Below are 22,128 nucleotides of genomic sequence, written 5' to 3' on the forward strand. Positions count from 1 at the left end.
CAGAAAAACGAAAAAGGGGACCAGATTTTTCAATCTGATCCCCAATATTCTGGTGCGGCTGGCAGGAATTGAACCCACGACCCCTTGGTTCGTAGCCAAGTACTCTATCCAGCTGAGCTACAGCCGCAAAACTTCTACATCACTTCACCAGACTGCATGAAGCTTGAAACTTGAATCGGCACCGTTTTCACGATGCGGACCTGATACTGGTGCGGCTGGCAGGAATTGAACCCACGACCCCTTGGTTCGTAGCCAAGTACTCTATCCAGCTGAGCTACAGCCGCAAAACTTCTACATCGCTTCACCGAACTGCATGAAGTTTGAAACTTGATATCTACACCGTGCTAATACGGCGCTGACCTGATACTGGTGCGGCTGGCAGGAATTGAACCCACGACCCCTTGGTTCGTAGCCAAGTACTCTATCCAGCTGAGCTACAGCCGCAAAACTTTTACATCGCTACACTTTACTGCACGCAGCCAATTACTAAAACTACGCATTAAAACTTTTTACAACAAAACCAGAAAATATCTGATTTTTAGAATTCTGGTGCGGCTGGCAGGAATTGAACCCACGACCCCTTGGTTCGTAGCCAAGTACTCTATCCAGCTGAGCTACAGCCGCGCAGGCAAACATTATAACGTATTCATTTCGCTTTGAAAAGTTCGATTTTTCAATCGCTTAGCTGGTTTTGACAGAACAATCGTCCTATCGTATCCCGCTACTTTTCATCACGAAAAAGCCTACGTCATTCTGCACACGACACCCTGCTTGCGCAGAGTACTTCCAGTGCATCGAGTAGTTGCTGTCTCGAAAGAAGCGGGATTATAGGCACTGCTTTCCACTGTGTCCAGTGCTATCTCTCATAGAGTGAAAACAAGCGCAAAAACAGCTGACCGGCCTGACGGCAATTATCCCCACAAACCTGGCGGCAAGCGTGTGGTGGCCGCCAGGCGCTTGGGGCTACAATGACCGCATCGTCCAAGCCAGGCATGGCCTGGCCTGGCAAATACATGGCGGACTTCCATCATGACCAGACATACCAAAGACATCAGCGGTCACAGGAGGCCAGATGGCCAAGCGTGAACGCAAAACAAGTCTGCCGCCCGCCGCCGCACCAAGCCTGCCGGATGAGCGCCTGGGCCATCTGCTTGAAGGCATCGCCGATGGCGTTTGCCTGCTGGACCGCGACTGGACCATCCGTTATATCAATACGCACGGTGCCGACATGCTGGCGCCGCAGCGCCCTGCCGGCAGCGCGCTGGCCGGCCAGTCCCTGTGGCTGGCCTGCCCCGAGATGCCGGGCACCGAAATGGAAGTGCAATACCGGCGCGCCATGGCGCAGCAGCAAAGCGGCAGCTTCGAATTGTTTTATCTGCCGCTGGGGCGCTGGCTGGAAGTGCGCCTGTTTCCCTCGGCCGAAGGCCTGAGCACGTATATCCAGGACATCAGCCAGCGCAAGACCTCGGAAGACAGCTTGCGCCAGAGCGAGGAAGACTTGCGCGCGCTGGCCAATTCGATCCCGCAACTGGCCTGGATCGCCAGCTTCGATGGCACCATGGCCTGGTATAACCAGCGCTGGCACGATTACACCGGCACCACGCCCGAACAGATGGCCGGCGAAGGCTGGAGCACGGCGTACGACCCGCAGCGCCTGCCCGACATGCTGCAGGCATGGAAGGATGCCTTGCACAGCGGCACGCCCTTCGAGATGGAATTCCCCATCCGTGGCAGCGATGGCCAGTACCGCTGGTTCCTCACGCGCGCCAATCCCGTGCGCGACCGGGGCGGCCAACTGCTGCGCTGGTTTGGCACCAGCACCGACGTGGACCAGGTCAAGCGGGCCCAGGAAGCACTGCGCGATGAAACGCGGGTACTGGAATTGCTTAACAACACGGGCGCCGCGCTGGCCCGCACGCTGGACTTGCCTGCCCTGCTGCAGGAAACAGTCAATGCGGCCACCCGCATCAGCGGCGCGCGCTTTGGCGCCTTCTATTATGGCGTCGACCATGACGAACACCATCTGCACGAGAGCGGCGACGGCCACGAACCGCCGCTGCCTGCGGCGCGCGCGGTGAGCGGCATCAGCGCCGGCCAGGCCGAAGCCATCGACATCGACCTGCGCCAGGGCCCCGGCATGCGCCACAACGATTTGCTGGCCGCCCCCGATCAGCGCACCGACGGCGCACCCGCCTTGCGCAGCTGCCTGAGCATGCCCGTGCGCTCGCGCTCGGGCCAGTTGCTGGGCCGCTTGCTGCTGGGTCATCCACAAGCAGGCATGTTCAACGCACGCAGCGAACGCATCGTTGCCGCCATCGCGGCCCAGGCCGCCGTCGCACTCGACAACACGCGTTTGTACGCAGCCGCCCGGCGCGCGGCCGAAGAGCGCAAGGTGCTGCTCGACAGCGAGCGCGAGGCGCGCGCCGAAGCCGAACGCACCAACCAGTTGAAAGACGAATTCCTGGCCACGCTGTCGCATGAACTGCGCACGCCGCTGTCGGCCATCCTGGGCTGGGCGCAAGTATTGCGGCGCGGCACGCGCGACCAGGCCGACCTGCACCGCGGCCTGCACAGCATAGAGCGCAATGCCCGGGCGCAGGCGCAGCTGATCGAAGACTTGCTCGACATGAGCCGCATCACCTCCGATAAAGTCATGCTCGACATGCAGACCATCGTGCCGGCCAGCGTGATCGCCTCGGCCATCGAAACCCTGCGCCCGGCCGCCGACGCCAGGCACATTGCGCTCAATACCATCATCGCGCCCGATGCGGGCACCATCATCGGCGACCCTGGACGGATGCAGCAGGTGATCTGGAATCTGCTGTCGAATGCGCTGAAATTCACGCCGCAGGGTGGCCAGGTGACGATCAGCGTGCAGCGCGACAGCAGCTATCTGACCATCACCGTGGCCGACAACGGCATGGGCATACAGGCCAGCTTCCTGCCCTATGTGTTCGAGCGTTTCCGCCAGGCCGATGCCTCGACCACGCGCAAGCATGGCGGCCTGGGCCTGGGACTGGCCATCGTCAAGCACTTGGTCGAACAGCACGGCGGCGCTGTCACGGCCAGCAGCGCCGGCGAGATGCAGGGCGCCACTTTTACCGTGCGCCTGCCATTGAGCCGCCAGGCTGGCAACGAGCTGGCGCAAAACGATGGGGCGGTAGCCAGCGACGCCGGCCTGTGCGACCTGTCTGGCATCAAAGTGCTGCTGGTCGACGATGAGGCCGATGCGCGCGAGCTGGCCGAACGCATATTGCGCGGCAGCCATGCCGAGGTCTGCAGTGCGGCCAACGCGGCGCAGGCGCTGCAGCTGATGAGCAGCGAACGGCCCGATGTGCTGGTCAGCGACATCGGCATGCCCAATATCGACGGCCTGGAATTACTGGCCCTGATACGCGCACTGGGGCCAGACCATGGCGGCGCCCTGCCCGCGCTGGCGCTGACGGCCTTTGCCCGTCCACAAGACCGTCAGCGTGCACTGGAAGGCAGTTTCCAGGCCTATGCCTCCAAGCCGCTGGACCCTTCGGCCTTGCTGGCGACAGTGGCCCAACTAGCAAAAACAGTGAAGCAAGGCAATCAAAATTGATGAAAAGAAACAAATATGGCGAGTCAAAATGATCACGATCGTGGGTTGCCACTCCTACTTTTAGACGCGGCCCTGTCCTACAAGCAACTTCCACGAAGTTTGCTACACTAAAAAAAATCACTGTTATGGCTATACAGCAATGATACGGCTTAGCACCTGATCAGCGGTGCGGCGGCGGCAAGCCCATCGGCTGTCGTGCGCCCTGTCTTGTTGCATAAAGATACTATCACTCTGATATGCTGCCAGCCGATGATGTTGCCAGCCGTGATGCTACCAGCCGAAATACAAGCTGCGTCGCCAGCGCTAATTTGATGCATAGACCTGAGACCACACATGCCCAGCCAAGATGAGATTTTGAAAGCCAAAATTTTGGTCGTCGACGACTCCCCCGACAATGTCGACCTGATGCTGGAAATCCTGCGCGATGCGGGCTATAGCAATGTGACAGCCACCATGCGGCCGGCCCAGGTCTGCCCCTTGCATCTGGAACATTGCTACGATTTGATACTGCTGGACTTGCAGATGCCCGAATTGAATGGCTTTGAAGTCATGAAAGGCTTGAAAGAGATCGAACACGGCGGCTATCTGCCCGTGCTGGCCTTGACGGCGCAACCGAGTTTCAAGATTGCCGCGCTGGAAGCGGGCGCGCGCGATTTCATCAGCAAGCCTTTCGACCTGATGGAAGTACATAAACGCATACACAATATGCTGGAAGTGCGGCTGCTGTACAAGGAACTGGCGCAATACAGCAAGCAGCAGCAGGAACTGGCCTTGCACGATCCACTGACGGGCCTGCCTAATCGCCGCCTGCTGGAAGACCGCATCGAACATACGGTGCAGCAATCGGCCCGCAACCGGGGCAAATCCGCCGTGCTGTATCTGGATCTGGATGGCTTCAAGGCGATTAATGACCGCTATGGCCACGGTTATGGCGATGAAATACTGAAAATGGTAGCCGCCCGCCTGGTCGGCGCCTCGCGCAAGGAAGATACCGTGGCCCGCATCGGCGGCGACGAGTTCGTCATCGTGCTGGGCAACCTGGCCGGCAAGGGCGATGCGCGCGAACCAGCCGCCAAGCTGATCGAAGTCATTTCAGAACCGTATTTCATCAACGACTTGACCCTGCGCCTGTCGACCAGCATCGGCATCAGCATTTATCCCGACGACGCCACTTGCGTCGAAGTTTTGCTCAGCTCGGCCGACACGGCCCTGTACGAAGCCAAGCGCGCCGGCAAGAACCGCTATTGCTGCACGCCCCATGACGTGGTCGCCTCGCAAGCCAGCAAGCAAAAGAGCGGCCTCGCTTCCATCCTCTGAACAAGCTGCATGCCTGACAAAAAACCGGGATGCCACCCGATGGCATCCCGGTTTTTTTATTGATTGAAATGCATCGCTTAACTGCTTTTCTTGGCAGCCGTCACTTCATGCCTGCCCGCATGCTGGTGATCGTCATGGGCATGGACTTTCTCTGGCGCCACTTCGATGCGCGTGATGCCTGCATCGACGGAAATCGGATCGCTGGCGGGGAAAGTCATTTCGACGGCGTCGTCGAGCAAGGCATCCTTGGCTTTTTCCTCGCCGCTCATGCCCTCCTCGTCCGCCAGGATGGCTAGCGCGCTGGCCCATTTGACGAAATTCAGATTGGACAATTCACGCACGGTGCTCACGCCAAACGCCTGCTGCAAAGCCTTGGCGTCTTTCGCGCTGACGCCACGCAGGGCGCTGATGGGCGCATTGACGATGTCGCGAAAACTTTTGTCGGCATATTCCTGGTCAACGATGGTATCGATATTCATGGCAATTCCTTTCAGGGCGGTGATAGGGCCGCGAGCGCATCGGCATCACGGCAAGACAGCCCCACTATGGCAGCGGCGAGCGCCTGAGTATGTGCGCAGCCGTACGTAAAAACCGAGGCTTGCGACACCCGTCCGACAGGGATTAAATAGTCCAAACACATTATAATTGCCCAAAAGACATATTTTTTCCATACATGCGCCTTGTGGCGAAATCCTCATGTATGATCCTCACCTTCCATCCTGTCGTATTCTTTTTATTATTTACGGGGCGCCATGTCCGCACAAACAGATCCGAACCAGGAAGCTTACAGGGCCGATGCGGAACGCGCCGCCGATCTCAGCGAGTTGCTGGGGCATGTCAATACCAGTTGGGACAATGAACGGCGCGCCCTGTCGCGCCAGTTGCACGACAGCCTGGGCTCGTCGCTGACGGCGCTGACCATGCATCTGTCGCTGCTGACCCAAAAGATGCCGCAGGAAGCACCGTTGCTGGACCGCGCGGCAACCATGAAGCAATTGCTGCTGAACGTGATTGAAACCAATCGCCAGATGCAGATGAAATTGTGGAACGACAAGCTGGAATTTTTGGGCGTGAATGTGGCGCTCAGTGAACTGGCCGCGCAATTTGCCGAACAGCACAAAATCACCGTGCGCTGCAGCCTGCCTGAAGATGAATTGATGTGCCCCCGCAACGTGGGCGTGGCCCTGCTGCGCACCCTGGAAGAAGCGCTGAGCAACATCGCCGCACACGCGCAGGCAACAGAAGTGGACATCATCGTCGATGACAATGACGAGGGACTGATGCTGACCATCAAGGATAACGGCGTGGGCCTGCCGGCCAACAAACCGGTTGAAATGAGCAAGCATGGCCTGCGCTCCGTGCGCGAACGCGTGCACTACCTGGGCGGCACCCTGGCCTTGTCGGCCCATCCGCAAGGCGGCACGATATTGCAAGCCATCTTGCCGCGCATTTTGCCGAAAGAATAGACAAAGAGGACAGCATGCACCGATGCGCCGCTATTTTGCTGGGAACGCTAATAAGTGTGGGAAATGTGCAGGCTGCCGAAAAAACCGTGCCGCCACCGGATACGGTGGACAAGCTGGCCTGGCTGAGCGGCTGCTGGCTGGTCGATGGCGCCGAGCCGGGCACCGGTGAACAATGGAGCACGGCGGCCGGCGGCACCATGCTGGGCGCCAGCCGCACCGTCAAGGGTGGCAAGACCACCGAGTTTGAATTCGTGCAGATCCGCATCACCGATCCGGGCCAGCTGGCCTACATCGTGCAGCCATCGGGCAAGGCGCCCGTGGTCTTCAACTTGCTGCGCCAGGATAAAGCGAATGAATTTATTTTCGCCAACCTGGACAACGATTTCCCCAGCCGCATCACCTACCGCCATGATAGCCAGCGCATCTTGCATGCCAGCATCACCGGCAGCTTGAAAGGGAAATTGACCACCATCGCATTCCCGATGACGCGGGCGCGCTGCGACGCTGTCACCAGCGAGCGCTCCCGCTAAGGCCAAGGGTCAAGGGTCAAGGCAACTCGTCAGTGCAGCTTGACCTGCGGCGTGCTGCGCTTGATCAAAAAGCGCCCCATCGCCATCACGCCCGTGCGCACGCTGCCCAGCACCGCCTTGTGGTGCATCAGGTGCAGGCTCACATACATCATGCGCGCAACAAAACCTTCGACGAACCAGCTCAGGCCTTTAAGCGAACCCATCAAGGTTCCCACCGAGGTGGTGCGGCCGAACGACACCAGCGAACCGTAATCGAGATACTCATACGGCTTGGTTTGCGGCGGCTTGCCTTTGACCTGCAACAGGAAGGTCTTCAGCAGATAATCGGCCTGCTGATGCGCAGCCTGGGCGCGTGGCGGCACCAGCTTGCCATCGGCGCCGGCGCACGCCGCGCAATCGCCCAGCGCATAGATATTCGCCTGGCCCTGCACATTGAGCATGCCCGTCACTTCCAGCTGGCCGGCGCGGTTGGTCGGCAAACCTAAAGTAGACAAAAATTCGGGTGCGCGGATGCCGGCCGCCCAGACGCAGATATCGGCCGCATAGGTGGTGCCGCTGGCGATCGTGACCTTGTCCGCTTCGATGGAAGTGACGCGCGTATCGGTCGCTACCGAAATACCATGCTGGTTAAGCAGCTTCAAGGCTGCCCGCGAGACACGCTCGGGCAGCGGCGCCAGGATGCGCGGTGCCCCTTCGAGCAGGGTGATGCGCACATCCTTGATGGCGTTCAGGTTCTGGAAGCCATACGCCGCATACACGCCGCTCGCTTCACGCAATTCAGCCGCCAGTTCCACCCCCGTGGCGCCGCCACCGATGATGACGATGTCGACGCCAGGATGGCCCAGGTCGCCCTGGCGCTGCTCGGCCATGGCCAGCAGTTTGAGCAGGGTCAGACGGAAACGCTCGGCGTCTTCCGTGGCATTGAGGGAAATCGTGTTTTCCTTGGCGCCAGGCACACCGAAATAATTCGAGGTGCTGCCCACGGCCAGCACCAGCTGCTCGTAGCCGATCTGGCGTTCCGGCAGCAGCTGCTCGCCCTTGTCGGTGGCAATGGCGCCCACCGTGATACGGTTCGCCGCCGCATCGAGCGCCATCAAGGGGCCATACACATAGGTAAAGCCGTTATCGTGGGCCAGCATCTGGTAGGACAAGCCTTCCTGGTGGATGTCCAGGGTGCCCGCCGCCACTTCATGCAGCGACGGTTTCCAGATATGGTAAAGACGGCTGTCGACCAGGGTCACCTGGCCGGGGCCGAGTTTGCGGCTAAGTTTGCAGGCCAGCTCCAGGCCGCCTGCCCCACCGCCTACGATGAGTATTTTACTGTGCAAAGATCCTCCGTACGATTGCTATGATGAATTCTGTTACTGCTTACCTGCGGTCGCCACCGCGGTCGCCGCCCCGGTCATTGCCTGGCCCACGGTCTCCCGGTCCACGGTCATTGCCGGGACGATTGCCTGGCCGGTCGCCCGGGCGATTATCATGGCGGTCATCGGGCCGGTTGGGCCTGGCCTGTGGCGGTGGTGGCGGACGATAGCCCGGACGGCCATGATAGCGGTCCGGATGCTGCTGGCGATAGCGCGGTATATACTGGTCGGTATACCAACGGTCCTGAACAAAGTATACCTCTTGGTTACAGGCATTGTACACGCGGCAGTAGCGGGGCCAGTTTTGCGCATAGCCCGGTGGCACGCGCAGGTAGATAGGACGGCCCGCATAGTGGCTGGGACGCTGGACAATTATCGGTTGCGGATAGAGCAGTTCGGGCGCGGGATAATCGCCCACGTCGATACGGCCGAAAAAGCCGGGCTGGCCGATACTGATGGATACACCCGTTTGCGCCTGGGCGCCGGCGGTAATCGCCAGCAAGGCAATCGCGAGGGTCAGGGTTTTCATTGAGAACTCCTGTAGATGGCAGTACATCAATTGTAGTCCTTGTTTGAAAACAAGTCGGTACGCATGAACACTTAGCGCCTGACGCCCGGCTTTATCCGTCATTACCAGTATTTTGCCAGCGGGACGACCAGGCCGCTGAACAGCGACCAGCTGGGCGAGGCCGGGGTCAAACCGCGCGCCAGGCCCATGTCGATGGCCAGGCGCGGCGTGGGATTCCAGGTCGCCGCCAGCAGTAGCTGGGCCGTAGCCGGCGCGCCACGCAGTCGCGTGCCCGACAATTCCGCCGTGGCGCCCCAGCGCGTGCTGACAGGCAGGGAAAAGGATGACGCCCAGCCGGTTTGCACCCGGCCAGCTTGCGGCGTTTGCGCGCCCAGCCGCGTGGCATTCAGATTGATATCCATATGGAGAATGTCGAGGTCGTGGCTGACGATGCCGTTCACGGACAGATCGCTCTTGCCGCTGCCTATGCTGTCTTTCGCGGTGGGAAATTTCCAGCCCAGCTCCAGGCCCAGCGCCGTTGCGCTGTCGAGCAGGAAAGCGCGCTTGAGCACCACCGTGGTATCGCCCACGCCAGAGGCAGGCGCCCCCGCTGCATCGCGCGCATGCACCGCCGCCTCGCCTTCCAGCAAGAGCCCCCATTCGGGCGTGAAGGCCAGCTTGAAGGTATAAGGCAGACTGGTCCGGCGCGTCTCGCCCGTCTTGCTGGACAAGCCGCCCGCCTCGAACTCAAGCTGGCCAGGCACGGGTAACTGGGCAGGCGTGGATACGGAGGGACGGTAAGGCAGGACGGCATCGCCGGCGTCCTGCTGCGCCTGCACGGGTGCTGCAAGCAAGGCGGCCCAAGCGATAAAGATGCTCAGGAAGAACAGCCTGGCGCCTGGCAAGCAACTGCGTCTTTTGCCCACTTCAAGCCAACATCAGGCTAATCTGCGCACAGTCTGCCTGGCCGCGGGCGCCGGACGGCGCAGCGGCGTGACATTGCTGGCCGCCGCTGCGGCCGGGCTTTCCTGGGCATGCAGGCGGAATACGCCGACCAGATCGCTCAAGGCATGGGCTTGTTCCTGCAGCGATTCGGCAGCCGCAGCAGCCTCTTCTACCAGGGCCGCGTTTTGCTGCGTCACCTGGTCCATCTGCACCACGGCCTGGTTGACCTGTTCGATGCCCGCGCTTTGCTCGGTACTGGCGGCCGTAATTTCCTGCATGATATCGGCCACCCGGCGCACGCTGCTGACCACTTCATCCATCGTCAAGCCCGCGTCTTGCACCAGCCTGGCGCCAATTTCCACCTGCTCGACCGAATCGCCGATCAGGGTCTTGATTTCCTTGGCCGCCGCCGCGCTGCGGTGCGCCAGGTTGCGCACCTCGGTCGCCACCACTGCAAAGCCGCGCCCCTGCTCGCCTGCCCGCGCCGCTTCCACGGCCGCATTCAAGGCCAGGATATTGGTCTGGAAGGCGATGCCGTCGATCACGCTGATGATGTCGACGATCTTGCGCGAGGACGTATTAATCGATTCCATGGTTTGCACCACTTGCCCCACCACCGCGCCACCCTTGCCGGCCACTTCGGAGGCGGCGCCGGCCAGCACATTGGCCTGGCGCGCATTGTCTGCATTCTGGCGCACGGTGGAAGTGAGCTCTTCCATCGACGAGGCGGTCTCTTCCAGCGAACTGGCCTGCTCTTCCGTGCGGGACGACAGGTCCAGATTGCCCTGGGCGATTTCGCCCGAGGCCGTATTGATGGTTTCCGTGCCCGCACGCACCTGGCTGACGATGCCGACCAGCTTGTCGCGCATGCCTTTCATGGCATACAGCAAGCTGCTATTGTCATGGCGACCGGTGCGAATCTCGACCGTCAGGTCGCCCTCGGCAATCGCGCCTGCAATTTTGACGGCATAGTCCGGTTCACCACCGAGCTGGCGCGTCAGGCTGCGCGTGATCAGCGCGCCCAGCGCCAGGCCAGCTGCCAGGCTGCCCAGCACCAGCGCGATCATGAAGCTGCGGCTGCCCTCATAGACACTGTTAGCTTGATCGGCGGCAACTTTGGCCCGCTCTTCCTTTTGCTGCGACAAGGTATCGAGCACGGTATCGAGCTCATCGGCATGCGCACGCGTCTTGTTCAACAAGGCATCGAGCTCGGCGCTGTGCTGCGACAGGGGCTCGGAAGTTGCCAGCGCCAACGCTTCTTGCATGGTGCTGCGGTATTCGGCGTCGACGGTAGCAAAACGGGCAAACAATTCCTTGGCCGCCGGCGTGACGAACAGCGGTTGCGCCTTGGCCAGATTGGTCTTGTTGATGTCCAGGTATTTGGCGATATCGGCCTGGCGCGTACTGCGTTCTTCGGGGGTCGTGGCCAGCAAGAAATTGCTGCGCGCCCGGCCTACCTTGGTCAGCGCGATATTGGCTTCCTTGATATACGACAGCCCCAGCAACTCATTGTGGTACATCTCGCCAGCCATGGTATCGATCTTGCCCATATTGAAGATACCAATGCCCGCCACGATGGCGCCCAGCAGCGCGACACCAAAGAATGCAGCGATCAAACGCGTCCCCACCTTCATCCGATTCAACATGATTCCTCCTTTTCTAGTCGTTCGACACACTGGCCATATAGCTAATCTATTGATTATAAAGAAGAAAAGAAAGGACAAATGCTCGGATTGTCACTAAGCAACAATTGCTTGATTTAGCACAACAACTAAAACGGCTTGCCGTGATAGCAAGCCGTATGTTGCACTGCGGAATGTTCCGCTATCTTAATGGTCCATCTGTCCTGAGGGTTTGCGCACCGTCATCTCGACGCCATGTTGGCCAGGCGCCAGGTGTTTACCGACTCCCTGGCCGCGTACCGTCTCGGGCAAGGCGCCCGTCCATTCATAGGCCAGCGTGCCGGCCGGGTGCTGGTACCAGCCCGGATCGCGGTAATCGCCCGGCTTCTGGTCCTTGCGCACCTTGACCGTGGTAAACATGCCGCCCATGCCGATGGCGCCAAATGGGCCGTCGCCGGCCATCATCGGCAAGGTATTGTCGGGCACAGGCATCTGCATTTCGCCCATGTCGGCCATGCCCCGCTCGCCCATCACCATATAACCGGGCACCAGTTGGTTGATCTTGGCGGCTATGCCCTTGTGATCGACGCCTATCATGGTGGGCACATCATGGCCCATGGCATTCATGGTGTGGTGCGACTTGTGGCAATGGAAAGCCCAGTCGCCCAGTTCGGTGGCCGTGAATTCCATGGCGCGCATCTGGCCCACGGCCACGTCCACCGTCACTTCGGGCCAGCGCGATTCCGGGCGCGTCCAGCCGCCATCCGTGCCCGTCACCTCGAATTCATGGCCATGCATGTGGATAGGGTGGTTGGTCATGGTCAGATTGCCCACGCGCACCCTCACCTTGTCGCCCTGGCGCACCACCATCGGGTCGATGCCGGGGAAAACGCGGCTGTTGAAGGTGTATAGATTAAAGTCGTTCATGGTCATGATCTTGGGCGTGTAGCTGCCCGGATCGATGTCGTAATTGCTGAGCAGGAAGACGAAATCGCGGTCCACCTTCATGAAATTCGGGTCTTTCGGATGCGTGACCCAGAAACCCATCATGCCCATCGCCATCTGCGTCATTTCGTCCGCATGCGGGTGGTACATGAAAGTACCGGGCCGTTTGGCGATGAATTCATACACAAAGGTCTTGCCGGGTGCAATGCCGGGCTGGGTCACGCCCGTGACGCCATCCATGCCATTGGGCAAGCGCTGCCCATGCCAATGCACACTCGTGTGTTCCGGCAATTTGTTGGTGACAAAGATGCGCACGCGGTCGCCCTCCACCACTTCAATCGTGGGCCCCGGCGACTGGCCGTTGTAGCCCCACAGATTGGCCACCATGCCGGGCGCCAGTTCGCGCACGACAGGCTCGGCCACCAGGTGGAATTCCTTGACGTTGTTATTCATGCGCCATGGCAAGGACCAGCCATTCAGGGTCACCACGGGATAGTACGGCCGGCCATTCGGCGGCGGCGGCGGGGTCCTGGTGTCGGCCGTGCTCATGCTGACGGCTTCCGGCAGGGAAGCGGCGCCCACACGGCTGACGGCGGCGGCGCTCAAGGCGACGGCGCCCGCGTTCATGAAGAAGTTTCTACGTGTAATCATCATTATTCCTTGTTGGGGTTGCCGCTGTTACCTGCGCCATTGATGGCGGCCTGCAGTTCGGTTTGGGCGATCCAGAAGTCGCGCTGGGCTTCGATGGCGCCATTCACGCTCATCACCTGTTCGCGCGCATCGGCCAAGAGCTCGAACACGCTGGCCAGCATGCCGTTGTAGCGCAGCAGCACTTCATGCGAAATCGTCTTGCGCAAAGGCACGACTTCATCGCGGTAATGGCGCGCCAGGTCGTAGGCCGTGCGGTAGCCGGAATACGATACGCGCACTTCGGAGCGGGCGCGGATGGCGGTGTCGGCCGTGCGCTGCAAGGATTGCTCGTACAGCGCTTGCGCCTTGGCGTTGCGGGCCGTGCCCCAGTCGAACAAGGGCAGCTCCAGCGCAACTTCGTAACCGTTTTCGCGTGGCGCGCCATTGACGCTCTTGTTGGTGTAACCGGCGTCGAGTACATTGACCAGGCTGGTGACTTTCGACAAGCCCAGCGCATCGGCTGTGGCATGGGCGTCCATCTTCGCGCTTTGCACGTCGAGGCGCTGCTCCATCGCCTGCGCCTCGATATTGCCCGCTTCCGGCAGCTTGGCTGGCAAGTCGGGCAAGCGGTCCGGCAGGCTGAAGTTCGTCTGCGCGCCCCACAAGCCCAGCAAGCGCGTCAAGCGCTCGCGCGCTGCCGTCGCCTGATGCCGGGCGCGCGCCAGTTCGCTGACGGCGTCTGCATAAAACACTTGCTGGCGCGCCTGGTCGAGCCGGCTCCAGTTGCCTACCTGCTGCATGCGGCCCGCCAGTTCGGCGCCCGCTTCGGCGGACACGCGCGCCTGCTGCATGAATTTTTCCGTCTGCACACTGGCCACCGCGTTGAAATAGGCACGCCGCGTATCGGCCGCCAGTTGCACGGCGCTGCTGGCCGCCTGCAGCTTGGCTTGCTCAAAGCGGCCTTTTTCTATTTTCACGCGCATGGGCATGGTCAGCAAACCGGCCAGGTCAAAGCTGACGCTGCGGTCGATTTCATTGCCATCGCCACCATGGACGCGGCCAAACGACAGGCCGGGATTACGCAAGCGGCCCGCTTGCACCAGGTCCGCCTCGGACGCGCCCAGTTCGGCCAGGGCGATTTTCAAGCTGCGATTGTTCAGCAAGGCAATCTGCACGGCGCTGTCTGCGCTCAGGGGCTGCGACAATAACTGTGTCAATTGCGCATCGTCAGCCTGCCTGGCGAGCGTGGCGCTCTGGCCCACGCGTGCCGAGGTCAATGCCGACACCTCCTGCAAGCCGCCATCCTGGCTGAAACTGGCGCATCCGCTCAACAGCAAAGCCAGCGCCAGCGCGCTCATTTTGGGATAAGCCATGTCAATGCCCCTCATGCTGATGTGCATCTTGCTTGGCAGGCATCTTCATGGGTTCCATCTTGTCCATCTTCATATGCTCCATCTTGTCCATCTTCATATTCCCCATATGGCCACCGGCATCGCCGACCGTCTTGTTGGCCGCCACCCACACTGCATCGGGCGTCTTGTCGGCTTCGTCAAACGCCTGGTAACCGTCCAGGGCGGAGTGGAATTTGGTGGCGGGAACAGGCGCTTGCCCATCCTGCGGTTGTGGCGTGCTGGAAGGTGCGGCAGCAGCCAGCAGCGGCCAGGCGAACGCCAGGCAGAGTAATTGCTTCATGTTATTTCCTGATGGTAAAAAGTCGCGCACGGGGCACGGCGCAAGATATGGATAACGCTAGCGATAGCGAAGCTGAAGGCGCAGCCAGGCAGCGCCGCCAGGTTCACGGGCGGTCAGGCGGAGCGGACCAGTCTCGGCGGACGTTCCAGGCCGGCAGGGATATGCCCGCTGAACAGCAGGCTGCCAGCCAGCGGCACGGGAGCGCCGCACAGGCTCAAAGGCTGCAGCGCCAGCATGGCGGGCGGCGCCGTGGCGCCTGCAGTGCAAGCGCCGTGGTTGCTGCAATCGTGGCCATGGTGCATGCCCATGTCCGCTTTGGCAGCAGCCGGTTCGGCCATGTCGTGGCAATGGGAAACCTGCGCCGTGACGACAGTGGCCACCACCGCTTCCTCCACGCAACAGGCGCGCATGGACGACGCGTACCCTTGCAGGGGGAGCGCGGCGATCAGCAGCCAGAGCAGGAAACGGAAAAAAACGCGGTGCATGGAGTCAGGTATTCTCTAAAAAACCTTGATTAACGACCTCACTATAAACCTTCCCATGTAAGGAAGGTCAAGCATTATCGATCAGTAAATGCTCTTGCGCACTGGCCACGCCCACGCAGTTGCGGCCCTTTTTCTTGGCTTCATACAGCGCTGCATCGGCGGCGTGCAGGATGGCGGCGGCATCCACGGCCTCTTGCACCGAGGCCACCACGCCCAGCGACACAGTGACGGCGCCGGCGCCTGGAATATCGGCGTCGGCCACGCGCGCGCGCAGGCGCTCGGCCACGCGCACCGCCGCATTCAGGCCGGCGTCAGGCAAGAGCATCAGGAATTCATCGCCGCCATTGCGGCACAGCACGTCGGCATCGCGCGAACAAGAGCGCATCAGCTGGGCCAGGTGCAGAATGACTGCATCGCCGACGGCATGGCCGCGCTGGTCGTTGACTTGCTTGAAATGGTCGATATCGATGGCCACCACCGCGAATGGCCGCGCCTGCGCCTGCCACGCTTCCAGCGCCGCCGCCATGCCGCGCCGGTTGGACAGTCCCGTCAGCGGGTCGGTCTGCACGTCGAACTTCAGCTTGCCTATCTTGTGCTGCAATAGCGACAAGCCCAGCAGCAAGGCCTTTTTAATTTGCGACGCTTCCAGATACCAGGCGCGGATGGTGCCGATATGCTCGGCCGTGCCATGCCGGTCCATGCGGCTGGCGCTTTCCGCCAATTGACCCAGGGGCCGCGAAATCAGCCTGGCCAGCCACCAGATGAATGGCAGGCTCAGCAAGGCGATCGGCAAGGAATGCCAGACGGTATCGAGCATCAGCTGGTTCAAGGGCGCCAGGGTCATCGCCGTGGGCCGCTGGGCCACGATGCCCCAGCCCGTCGACGGCATCACGGCGTAGCCAGCCAGCATGTCGACACCAACACTGTTGACCATGCGGGTGCTGCCCGCCTCACGCCGCGCGATGATGGTGTCGATCATGCTGTTGGCGCCGACCTGCTCGCCCAGCCGTTCAGGGTCCGGGTGGTACAGCAGACGCCGGTTCTGGTCGACCACATATAAATAAGAGCCATCGCGGTAGTAGTGATGGCCGAGCATGCTGAACAGGATGCTCTTTTGCTTCAGATAAATACTGCCGCCCACATAACCAAGATAGCGGCCATCCTTGTCGACGATGGGGTGGGAAATAAACACCACCAGATTACCTGCCGTCGAGACATAGGGTTCGCTGATCACGGGGCGGCGCTCTTGCAGCGCATGTCTGGCGCCCGGCGAATCGAGTTGGCGGTTTTTCAAGCCCAGGGTTTCCGGCGACACGCCCAGCACCTTGCCCTGGGCGTTGACGATCAGTACGGAATTAAAGCTGTTGGTTTGCAGGCGCAAACGTTGCGCCTCATCGGCCAGCATATCGCCATTGGCCATGTGCAGCGGCAAGCGCGCGGCGCTATAGGCCAGTTGCTGGCGGGCCGACTGCAGGAAATCCTCGGCCGTGCTGGCCAGCTTGCTTGCATAGGCGTGATTGGCTTCCAGTGTGGTGTTGATCAGCAACTGGCGCTGGACCTTGTAGCTGGCATAGAAAGTATTGACCAGGGAAATCAAGGCGCTGGCAAAAGCGACCAGCACGATCAAACGGCGCAAGTTCATGCGCAGAACAGGTTTAGTCCACATGGAGTCGGCAACAATGCGCACGATTGCGCGTAGCAAAAGTGCACATTATACGAGCAGAAAAGTAGGCCTAAGCTGTAAAAAAACAAATACACGCCACAAAAGACTATTTTCAGGCGGCAATGATAACTTTGCCGCCCAAGTCAGTTAATGCCCTGCTCAGGCGTGAATCGCGTGCTTTTTTACCCAGTCCACATAGCGCTGCATCCAGCCCTGGAAGAAACCCAGGCTGGCCGCGCCGATGGCGCCATGCTCGTCGAACAAGCCCTCTTTGGCCTGGATAAACATTTCCGGCTGGGCCAGCAGCGGCACGTCGAGGTAGGCCAGCACATTGCGCAAATGCTGCTGCGCCAGGGCCGTGCCGACGGCGCCCACAGACACGCCCAGCACGGCGCCCGGCTTGCCGGCCCACACGCTTTGGCCATACGGACGCGAGGCGTGATCGATGGCGTTTTTCAGCACGCCGGGTATCGAACGGTTGTATTCGGGGGTAAGGAAGAGTACAGCTTGCGAATCGGCAATATCGGTCTTCAAGCGCCGCACCTGTTCGGCCTGGGCGCCGTCGTCATCCTGGTTATACAAAGGCAGGTCGCCGATTTCAATATGCTTGAACGAAAATTCAGGCGGCGCCAGCTTGATGATGGCCTCGGCCAGTTTGCGGTTGAAGGAATCCTTGCGCAGGCTGCCAACAATGATTGCCACTTGGTATTGACTCATGGGAACTCCTGATATGGTTGAAAAAAAGCCCTGGAGCAGAACGTCACGCCAGGGCCATCTTGCCACAAAATTCAGGAATTTCTCACGCTAGTGTGCCGCCCCTGCCAGGCCTTGCGCCAATCCTTGATACTCGCGGTAATAACGTCCACCGAGATTGGTCAGCACCTCGTAGCCGATGGTATTGGCCATGGCGGCCACCGCATCGACCGTATGTTCGGCGCAGATCAGGTCCACCAGGCTGCCGGGCGACAGGCGTTCCGGCGCAATCGCGCTGACGTCGAGGGTGATCGAATCCATCGAGATATTGCCGATTTGCGGCACTTTGACGCCATCGACGATGGCCAGGCCCTGGTTGCTCATGCTGCGCAGCCAGCCATCGGCGTAACCGACGGACACCGTGGCCACCTGGCGCGGCTCGCTGGCCGTGTAGCGGCGGCTGTAACCCACATGGTCACCGGCGGCAATCGTGCGCGTCTGCAATACCTTGCCTTGCAGCCGCACTACCGGACGCAAGGGATTCGGTGCATCGGCGTGCGGCGCAATGCCGTACAGGGCCGCGCCGGGGCGCACCAGGTCGAAGTGATAGTCGGGCGACAAGAATACACCCGAGGAATTGGCCAGGCTGGCGCGGTATTGCGGCAAGCGCGCGCGGATGGCGGTGAAGCAAGCCAGCTGCTCGGCATTCATGGGGTGGCTGCGTTCATCGGCGCAGGCCAGGTGGCTCATTATGTAGCGCACATTGATGCCATCGAGAAAGTTCGCGTCGGCCAGCCAGGCATCGACTTCCTGCGGCGACAAGCCCATGCGCGACATGCCACTGTCGACTTGCACGATGGCGTCCAAGGTCTTGCCGAGCAGCTTGGCATGGGCGCGCCAGCCGGCTACCTGCTGCGTGCTGTTGAGCACGGGAATCAAGCCATGGGCGGTGAATTCGCCTTCCGTGCCGACCGGCGGGCCGTGCAGCACGAAGATATCGGCATCGGTCGCCACGTGCGGGCGCAGGCTGATGCCCTCTTCCAGGTGGGCCACGAAAAAGTGGCGGCAACCCTCTTCATACAGGGCCGCACCGACTTGCGCGGCGCCCAGGCCATAGGCGTCGGACTTCACCACCGCCGAGCAGACTGCCGGATGGGCGGTGCTGCGCAGCAAGCGGTAGTTGGCGCGCACGGCGCCCAGGTCCACCGTCAGGATGGCGCCGCTACGCTCTTTCGGAGGCATGACCATCTCAGGCACCCGCGTATTGCAGCTTGCCGCCGCGCTGCAGGCCCGCATAGCGGCTGACGGACAAATCGTCGGCCAGGATGGCTGGCTTTTTCGACGAGATCAGGTCGGACAGCAATTGCGCCGAACCGCAGGACATGGTCCAGCCCAGAGTGCCGTGACCCGTGTTCAGGAACAGATTGCGCAGCGGCGTGCGGCCGACGATAGGCGTGCCGTCCGGCGTCATCGGGCGCAAGCCGGTCCAGAAGGTGGCTTCGGCCGTGTTGCCGCCGCCAGGGAACAGGTCGTTGACGACCATTTCCAGGGTTTCGCGGCGGCGCGGGTTCAAACGCAGATTGTAGCCCGCGATCTCGGCCATGCCGCCCGCACGGATGCGGTCATCGAAACGGGTGACGGCGATCTTGTAGGTTTCGTCGAGGATGGTCGAGGTGGGCGCCTTGCTGCCGTCGACGATGGGCACGGTGATCGAATAACCTTTCAGCGGATACACGGGAATTTCCAGCAGCGGCTGCATGAAGCCGGTCGAATAGGAACCCAGGGCCACCACATAGGAATCGGCCTTGAGCACTTCCGCGCCGCACTGCACGCCGGCAATGGTATCGTTTTCCGTCAGCAAGGCGTCGATCGCCACGCCGTAGCGGAATGTCACGCCCAGTGCCACGGCCATTTCAGCCAATCGGGTGGTAAACAACTGGCAGTCGCCGGTTTCATCGTTGGGCAAACGCAGGCCGCCAAACAATTTATCCTTGACCGCTTCCAGCGCCGGCTCGGCGCGCGACAATTCATCGCGCTGCAGCACTTCAAACGGCACGCCCGCGTCTTTCAGTACTTCGATATCCTTGGCGGCCTCGTTGTACTGTTTTTCAGTACGGAACAATTGCATGGTGCCTTGCTGGCGGCCTTCATAAGTAATGCCCGCTTCGGCGCGCAAGACTTTAAAGCAGTCGCGGCTGTACTCGGCCAGGCGCACCATGCGTTCCTTGTTGACGGCATACGCTTCCGGCGTGCAGTTCTGCAGCATTTGCCACATCCATTTCAGCTGCGCCATGCTGCCATCGAGCGAGATCGACAACGGCGCGTGGCGCTGCATCATCCATTTCACGGCCTTCAGGGGAATGCCGGGCGCAGCCCACGGCGAGGCGTAGCCGGGAGAAATCTGACCCGCATTGGCGAAGCTGGTTTCCAGCGCCGGACCGGGCTGGCGGTCGATGACGGTCACTTCATGTCCCGCCTTGGCCAGATAGTAGGCACTGGTGACGCCGATGACGCCGCTACCCAGAATCACGATACGCATAATTTCCTCAATTAAATTTAGGGCACATTGCCAAATTTACCGCTATCATATTGGGAATGACCCAGTATTTGTTCACGTATAAATCGAGAAATTCAGCAATAAATCATGAGAATTCTTAAAGAATCGGCGCGGGGACTCGATAAGCTGGATCGCCACATCCTGCGCATCCTGCAACAGGATGGCCGCGTGTCCATGAAAGAGCTCGGTGAACAGGTGGGATTGTCGATCACGCCCTGCATCGAAAGGGTCAAGCGCATGGAGCGCGACGGCGTCATCACCGGCTATCACGCCAAGGTCAACCCGGCTGCGCTGGGCGCCAAACTGCTGGTGTTTGTCGAAATTACCCTCAATCAAAAATCGGCGCTGGCCTTCGAGCAATTCCGCCGCGAAGTGCTGCAGATCCCCGAAGTGCAGGAATGCCATCTGGTCTCGGGCGACTTCGATTACCTGATCAAGGCGCGCATCCACGAAATGGCCGAGTACCGCAAATTGCTGGGCGACATGCTGCTGCAACTGCCCGGCGCCGCGCAATCGAAAAGCTATGTGGTGATGGAAGAGATCAAGGAAACCCTGGCGCTGTCTACCGAGGTACTGCAAAACCGGTAAAAGTACCGGAATGCAGTACCAGTGGCATTGCTATTTGCACCTTTGTATAATCATGTAGCCTGTTTGACGAAACGCCAGCACACTGCAGTCCTGACATCGCGCACCTCCCCGAGATTGGAAGCCGTGATGCACACAGGGAGCATGTTATGAATACAATCATGAAACTGGCGTTTTGCTGCCTCGCGGGCCTGGCCGTCGCCATGTGCACTGCCAGCGAATACAAGGTCAACCGCGCCCCGGCCAATGGCGCCATTTATCAAAACATTACCGTCGGCAAAACCACCCGCGTCGACCTCGACGCCGCCCTGGGCAACGCCACCGTCGTCAGCTTCGACCCCGGCTATGAAGTCTGGGTTTATAAAAACCAGTTGCAATCGCCGTCCGTCAGCCGCTACCTCCCTCTGCTGGAACCGAAAGGCACGCGCGAAGTGGCCGTCATGTTCGACCAGGCCGGGGTAGTTCGGAAATACCGGATACACGAGCCACGCCGATAGCGCTTTACACAACACACAGTCACCCCGCTCAGCCTGATGGCATGCCATCGGGCTGAGTCCTTTTCAGCGCCGTCTTTTGCGATGGCCGGTGGGCCAGGGCGCAAGACACCACGCCCGCCACCAGCAAGCTCATCGCGGCGCACTCGGCAACCGTCGGCCAGCGCTGCTCCCAAATATAGCCATATAACAGGGCAAACAGGAATTCAAACACGATCATTTGCCCCATCATGGCCAGCGGCAAGACGCGGCTGGCATAATTCCACAAGCCATTGCCGACTACCGAGCACAAGATAGCCACGCCACTGACCACGCCGGCAAACACCAGCCATGCCGAGCTACTGCGCCCGGAAGTCGCCACGCCCAGCGCCGGTATCAGCAGCAATAGCGCGCCAGCGCCCGTGACCAGCCCCGTCAGCAAATTCCATTCCTGCGCCGACACACCGCGCAACTGGCCCAGCCATCGGCTATTGCTGACGGCATACACAGTCCACGACAGCAGCGCCGCGATTGCACACAGCAAGCCGATCACCGAGCCATGGCCCGGATGCGAGAGCGGCTGCCAGCTGATGCACAGCAAGCCGCCAGCGCTCAGCAGCAGCGAAGGAAGCAAGCGCCGCAGTGGCACGGCGTGCTGGTCGCGGCTGCCGACCAGGGTGACCACCACCGGCAGCAAGCCGATCACCATCGACGTCAGCGCCACGCCGCCCGTTTGCACGGCGCTGGCCAGCAAGATGTAATACACGATATTGCCTGTCAGGCTGAGCCAGACCAGGGCGCGCCAATCCTGCCACGTCAGGGTACGCAGCAAGCGCATCCAGGCAGGCGCGATCAGGATGGCGGCAATCAGGCCATAGGCCAGGTAACGCCCGGCCGCCAGTTCCAAAGGGTGAAACGCGGGGATCAAGGCCGGGGCCAGGAATACCAGCCCCCACAGCGCACCGGCAACGATGCCGGCGGCCATCCCCGAGCGGGTCTTGTTTACTTCCATACACAATCTCCTGAAAAGAAGACAGTGTGGAAGGAATAGCCGGGCAATTCTTGAC

The 22,128-nt window shown here is 60.7% G+C and carries 20 protein-coding genes and 4 tRNA genes; 6 read left to right on the plus strand and 18 right to left on the minus strand.

Annotated elements, in window-relative coordinates; translation table 11 throughout:
• Positions 1–50: 50 nt before the first annotated feature.
• The 4 genes from HDE72_RS18225 to HDE72_RS18240 all read right to left on the minus strand — a co-directional run bounded on the left by HDE72_RS18225 (position 51) and on the right by HDE72_RS18240 (position 624).
• Positions 51–127 (minus strand) — tRNA-Arg (locus HDE72_RS18225).
• 80 nt (positions 128–207) lie between these two features.
• A tRNA-Arg gene (locus HDE72_RS18230) sits at positions 208–284 on the minus strand.
• A gap of 83 nt (positions 285–367) precedes the next feature.
• A tRNA-Arg gene (locus HDE72_RS18235) sits at positions 368–444 on the minus strand.
• 103 nt (positions 445–547) lie between these two features.
• Positions 548–624 (minus strand) — tRNA-Arg (locus HDE72_RS18240).
• 448 nt (positions 625–1,072) lie between these two features.
• Here HDE72_RS18240 and HDE72_RS18245 point away from each other — a divergent pair.
• Positions 1,073–3,586 (plus strand): hybrid sensor histidine kinase/response regulator, encoded by a 2,514-nt coding sequence (locus tag HDE72_RS18245; protein ID WP_183743527.1) that lies wholly within the window; start codon positions 1,073–1,075, stop codon positions 3,584–3,586.
• Positions 3,587–3,919: 333 nt separating this feature from the next.
• Positions 3,920–4,903: a GGDEF domain-containing response regulator gene (locus tag HDE72_RS18250; RefSeq protein ID WP_183743534.1), complete on the plus strand. Its 984-nt coding sequence runs from the start codon at positions 3,920–3,922 to the stop codon at positions 4,901–4,903.
• A 77-nt stretch (positions 4,904–4,980) separates the two neighbouring features.
• Here HDE72_RS18250 and HDE72_RS18255 read toward each other — a convergent pair whose 3' ends face one another.
• A complete protein-coding gene (locus HDE72_RS18255) occupies positions 4,981–5,382 on the minus strand; it encodes a hypothetical protein (RefSeq protein WP_183677224.1) in 402 nt (133 codons plus the stop codon).
• Between the two features lie 273 nt (positions 5,383–5,655).
• Here HDE72_RS18255 and HDE72_RS18260 point away from each other — a divergent pair, with 273 nt between their 5' ends.
• Complete coding sequence (locus HDE72_RS18260) at positions 5,656–6,369, plus strand: sensor histidine kinase (protein ID WP_183743537.1); 714 nt, start codon at positions 5,656–5,658, stop codon at positions 6,367–6,369.
• An 86-nt stretch (positions 6,370–6,455) separates the two neighbouring features.
• Positions 6,456–6,899 carry a DUF6265 family protein gene (locus tag HDE72_RS18265; protein ID WP_183759322.1) on the plus strand — a complete coding sequence of 148 codons (444 nt, stop codon included), beginning with the start codon at positions 6,456–6,458 and terminating at the stop codon, positions 6,897–6,899.
• Positions 6,900–6,928: 29 nt separating this feature from the next.
• On the opposite strand, the gene HDE72_RS18270 is transcribed toward HDE72_RS18265, so the two are convergent.
• From HDE72_RS18270 to HDE72_RS18325, 12 genes are all read right to left on the minus strand, one after another.
• Positions 6,929–8,227 carry an NAD(P)/FAD-dependent oxidoreductase gene (locus HDE72_RS18270; RefSeq protein WP_183743541.1) on the minus strand — a complete coding sequence of 433 codons (1,299 nt, stop codon included), beginning with the start codon at positions 8,225–8,227 and terminating at the stop codon, positions 6,929–6,931.
• Positions 8,228–8,267: 40 nt separating this feature from the next.
• Positions 8,268–8,792, minus strand: coding sequence for a hypothetical protein (locus HDE72_RS18275; RefSeq protein ID WP_183743543.1), 525 nt, complete (start codon positions 8,790–8,792; stop codon positions 8,268–8,270).
• Positions 8,793–8,893: 101 nt separating this feature from the next.
• A complete protein-coding gene (locus HDE72_RS18280; protein ID WP_260176782.1) occupies positions 8,894–9,676 on the minus strand; it encodes a transporter in 783 nt (260 codons plus the stop codon).
• A gap of 33 nt (positions 9,677–9,709) precedes the next feature.
• The gene (locus HDE72_RS28010) at positions 9,710–11,362 is read right to left on the minus strand and encodes a methyl-accepting chemotaxis protein (protein ID WP_183743546.1); all 1,653 of its coding nucleotides are present in this window, start codon (positions 11,360–11,362) and stop codon (positions 9,710–9,712) included.
• Between the two features lie 183 nt (positions 11,363–11,545).
• A complete protein-coding gene (locus tag HDE72_RS18290; protein WP_183743548.1) occupies positions 11,546–12,934 on the minus strand; it encodes a multicopper oxidase family protein in 1,389 nt (462 codons plus the stop codon).
• 2 nt (positions 12,935–12,936) lie between these two features.
• On the minus strand, positions 12,937–14,286 hold the full coding sequence (locus HDE72_RS18295; RefSeq protein ID WP_183743550.1) for a TolC family protein: 1,350 nt from the start codon (positions 14,284–14,286) through the stop codon (positions 12,937–12,939).
• A gap of 1 nt (position 14,287) precedes the next feature.
• Positions 14,288–14,605, minus strand: coding sequence for a hypothetical protein (locus HDE72_RS18300; protein WP_183743552.1), 318 nt, complete (start codon positions 14,603–14,605; stop codon positions 14,288–14,290).
• A 113-nt stretch (positions 14,606–14,718) separates the two neighbouring features.
• Positions 14,719–15,090 carry a hypothetical protein gene (locus tag HDE72_RS18305; protein WP_183743555.1) on the minus strand — a complete coding sequence of 124 codons (372 nt, stop codon included), beginning with the start codon at positions 15,088–15,090 and terminating at the stop codon, positions 14,719–14,721.
• A 67-nt stretch (positions 15,091–15,157) separates the two neighbouring features.
• Positions 15,158–16,756 carry a sensor domain-containing diguanylate cyclase gene (locus HDE72_RS18310; RefSeq protein ID WP_183743557.1) on the minus strand — a complete coding sequence of 533 codons (1,599 nt, stop codon included), beginning with the start codon at positions 16,754–16,756 and terminating at the stop codon, positions 15,158–15,160.
• A gap of 156 nt (positions 16,757–16,912) precedes the next feature.
• On the minus strand, positions 16,913–17,470 hold the full coding sequence (locus HDE72_RS18315; RefSeq protein ID WP_183743559.1) for an NADPH-dependent FMN reductase: 558 nt from the start codon (positions 17,468–17,470) through the stop codon (positions 16,913–16,915).
• An 87-nt stretch (positions 17,471–17,557) separates the two neighbouring features.
• Entirely contained in the window at positions 17,558–18,688 is a 1,131-nt protein-coding gene (gene alr / locus HDE72_RS18320) for an alanine racemase (protein WP_260176784.1), read from the minus strand.
• A gap of 7 nt (positions 18,689–18,695) precedes the next feature.
• Complete coding sequence (locus HDE72_RS18325; protein WP_183743563.1) at positions 18,696–19,985, minus strand: D-amino acid dehydrogenase; 1,290 nt, start codon at positions 19,983–19,985, stop codon at positions 18,696–18,698.
• Between the two features lie 105 nt (positions 19,986–20,090).
• On the opposite strand from HDE72_RS18325, the gene HDE72_RS18330 reads away from it, so the two are divergent.
• Positions 20,091–20,591: an Lrp/AsnC ligand binding domain-containing protein gene (locus tag HDE72_RS18330; protein WP_183743565.1), complete on the plus strand. Its 501-nt coding sequence runs from the start codon at positions 20,091–20,093 to the stop codon at positions 20,589–20,591.
• Positions 20,592–20,737: 146 nt separating this feature from the next.
• Entirely contained in the window at positions 20,738–21,085 is a 348-nt protein-coding gene (locus HDE72_RS18335; RefSeq protein WP_183743567.1) for a hypothetical protein, read from the plus strand.
• 28 nt (positions 21,086–21,113) lie between these two features.
• Here the strand turns inward: HDE72_RS18335 and HDE72_RS18340 are convergent, their stop codons facing one another.
• Positions 21,114–22,073, minus strand: a complete 960-nt coding sequence (locus HDE72_RS18340) for a DMT family transporter (protein ID WP_183743568.1) — start codon at positions 22,071–22,073, stop codon at positions 21,114–21,116.
• Positions 22,074–22,128: the final 55 nt, after the last annotated feature.

The organism is Janthinobacterium saanense, from assembly GCF_014200675.1.
Taxonomy (GTDB): Bacteria; Pseudomonadota; Gammaproteobacteria; order Burkholderiales; family Burkholderiaceae_D; genus Janthinobacterium.

What these genes read in the sequence shown, in the direction of transcription:
- HDE72_RS18245 (WP_183743527.1), top strand. Translation starts at nt 1,073, where the DNA reads ATGGCCAAGCGTGAACGCAAAACAAGTCTGCCGCCCGCCGCCGCACCA.
- HDE72_RS18250 (WP_183743534.1), top strand. Translation starts at nt 3,920, where the DNA reads ATGCCCAGCCAAGATGAGATTTTGAAAGCCAAAATTTTGGTCGTCGAC.
- HDE72_RS18255 (WP_183677224.1), bottom strand. Translation starts at nt 5,382, where the DNA reads ATGAATATCGATACCATCGTTGACCAGGAATATGCCGACAAAAGTTTT.
- HDE72_RS18260 (WP_183743537.1), top strand. Translation starts at nt 5,656, where the DNA reads ATGTCCGCACAAACAGATCCGAACCAGGAAGCTTACAGGGCCGATGCG.
- HDE72_RS18275 (WP_183743543.1), bottom strand. Translation starts at nt 8,792, where the DNA reads ATGAAAACCCTGACCCTCGCGATTGCCTTGCTGGCGATTACCGCCGGC.
- HDE72_RS28010 (WP_183743546.1), bottom strand. Translation starts at nt 11,362, where the DNA reads ATGTTGAATCGGATGAAGGTGGGGACGCGTTTGATCGCTGCATTCTTT.
- HDE72_RS18290 (WP_183743548.1), bottom strand. Translation starts at nt 12,934, where the DNA reads ATGATTACACGTAGAAACTTCTTCATGAACGCGGGCGCCGTCGCCTTG.
- HDE72_RS18295 (WP_183743550.1), bottom strand. Translation starts at nt 14,286, where the DNA reads ATGGCTTATCCCAAAATGAGCGCGCTGGCGCTGGCTTTGCTGTTGAGC.
- HDE72_RS18300 (WP_183743552.1), bottom strand. Translation starts at nt 14,605, where the DNA reads ATGAAGCAATTACTCTGCCTGGCGTTCGCCTGGCCGCTGCTGGCTGCT.
- HDE72_RS18305 (WP_183743555.1), bottom strand. Translation starts at nt 15,090, where the DNA reads ATGCACCGCGTTTTTTTCCGTTTCCTGCTCTGGCTGCTGATCGCCGCG.
- HDE72_RS18310 (WP_183743557.1), bottom strand. Translation starts at nt 16,756, where the DNA reads ATGTGGACTAAACCTGTTCTGCGCATGAACTTGCGCCGTTTGATCGTG.
- HDE72_RS18315 (WP_183743559.1), bottom strand. Translation starts at nt 17,470, where the DNA reads ATGAGTCAATACCAAGTGGCAATCATTGTTGGCAGCCTGCGCAAGGAT.
- alr (WP_260176784.1), bottom strand. Translation starts at nt 18,688, where the DNA reads ATGCCTCCGAAAGAGCGTAGCGGCGCCATCCTGACGGTGGACCTGGGC.
- HDE72_RS18325 (WP_183743563.1), bottom strand. Translation starts at nt 19,985, where the DNA reads ATGCGTATCGTGATTCTGGGTAGCGGCGTCATCGGCGTCACCAGTGCC.
- HDE72_RS18330 (WP_183743565.1), top strand. Translation starts at nt 20,091, where the DNA reads ATGAGAATTCTTAAAGAATCGGCGCGGGGACTCGATAAGCTGGATCGC.
- HDE72_RS18335 (WP_183743567.1), top strand. Translation starts at nt 20,738, where the DNA reads ATGAATACAATCATGAAACTGGCGTTTTGCTGCCTCGCGGGCCTGGCC.
- HDE72_RS18340 (WP_183743568.1), bottom strand. Translation starts at nt 22,073, where the DNA reads ATGGAAGTAAACAAGACCCGCTCGGGGATGGCCGCCGGCATCGTTGCC.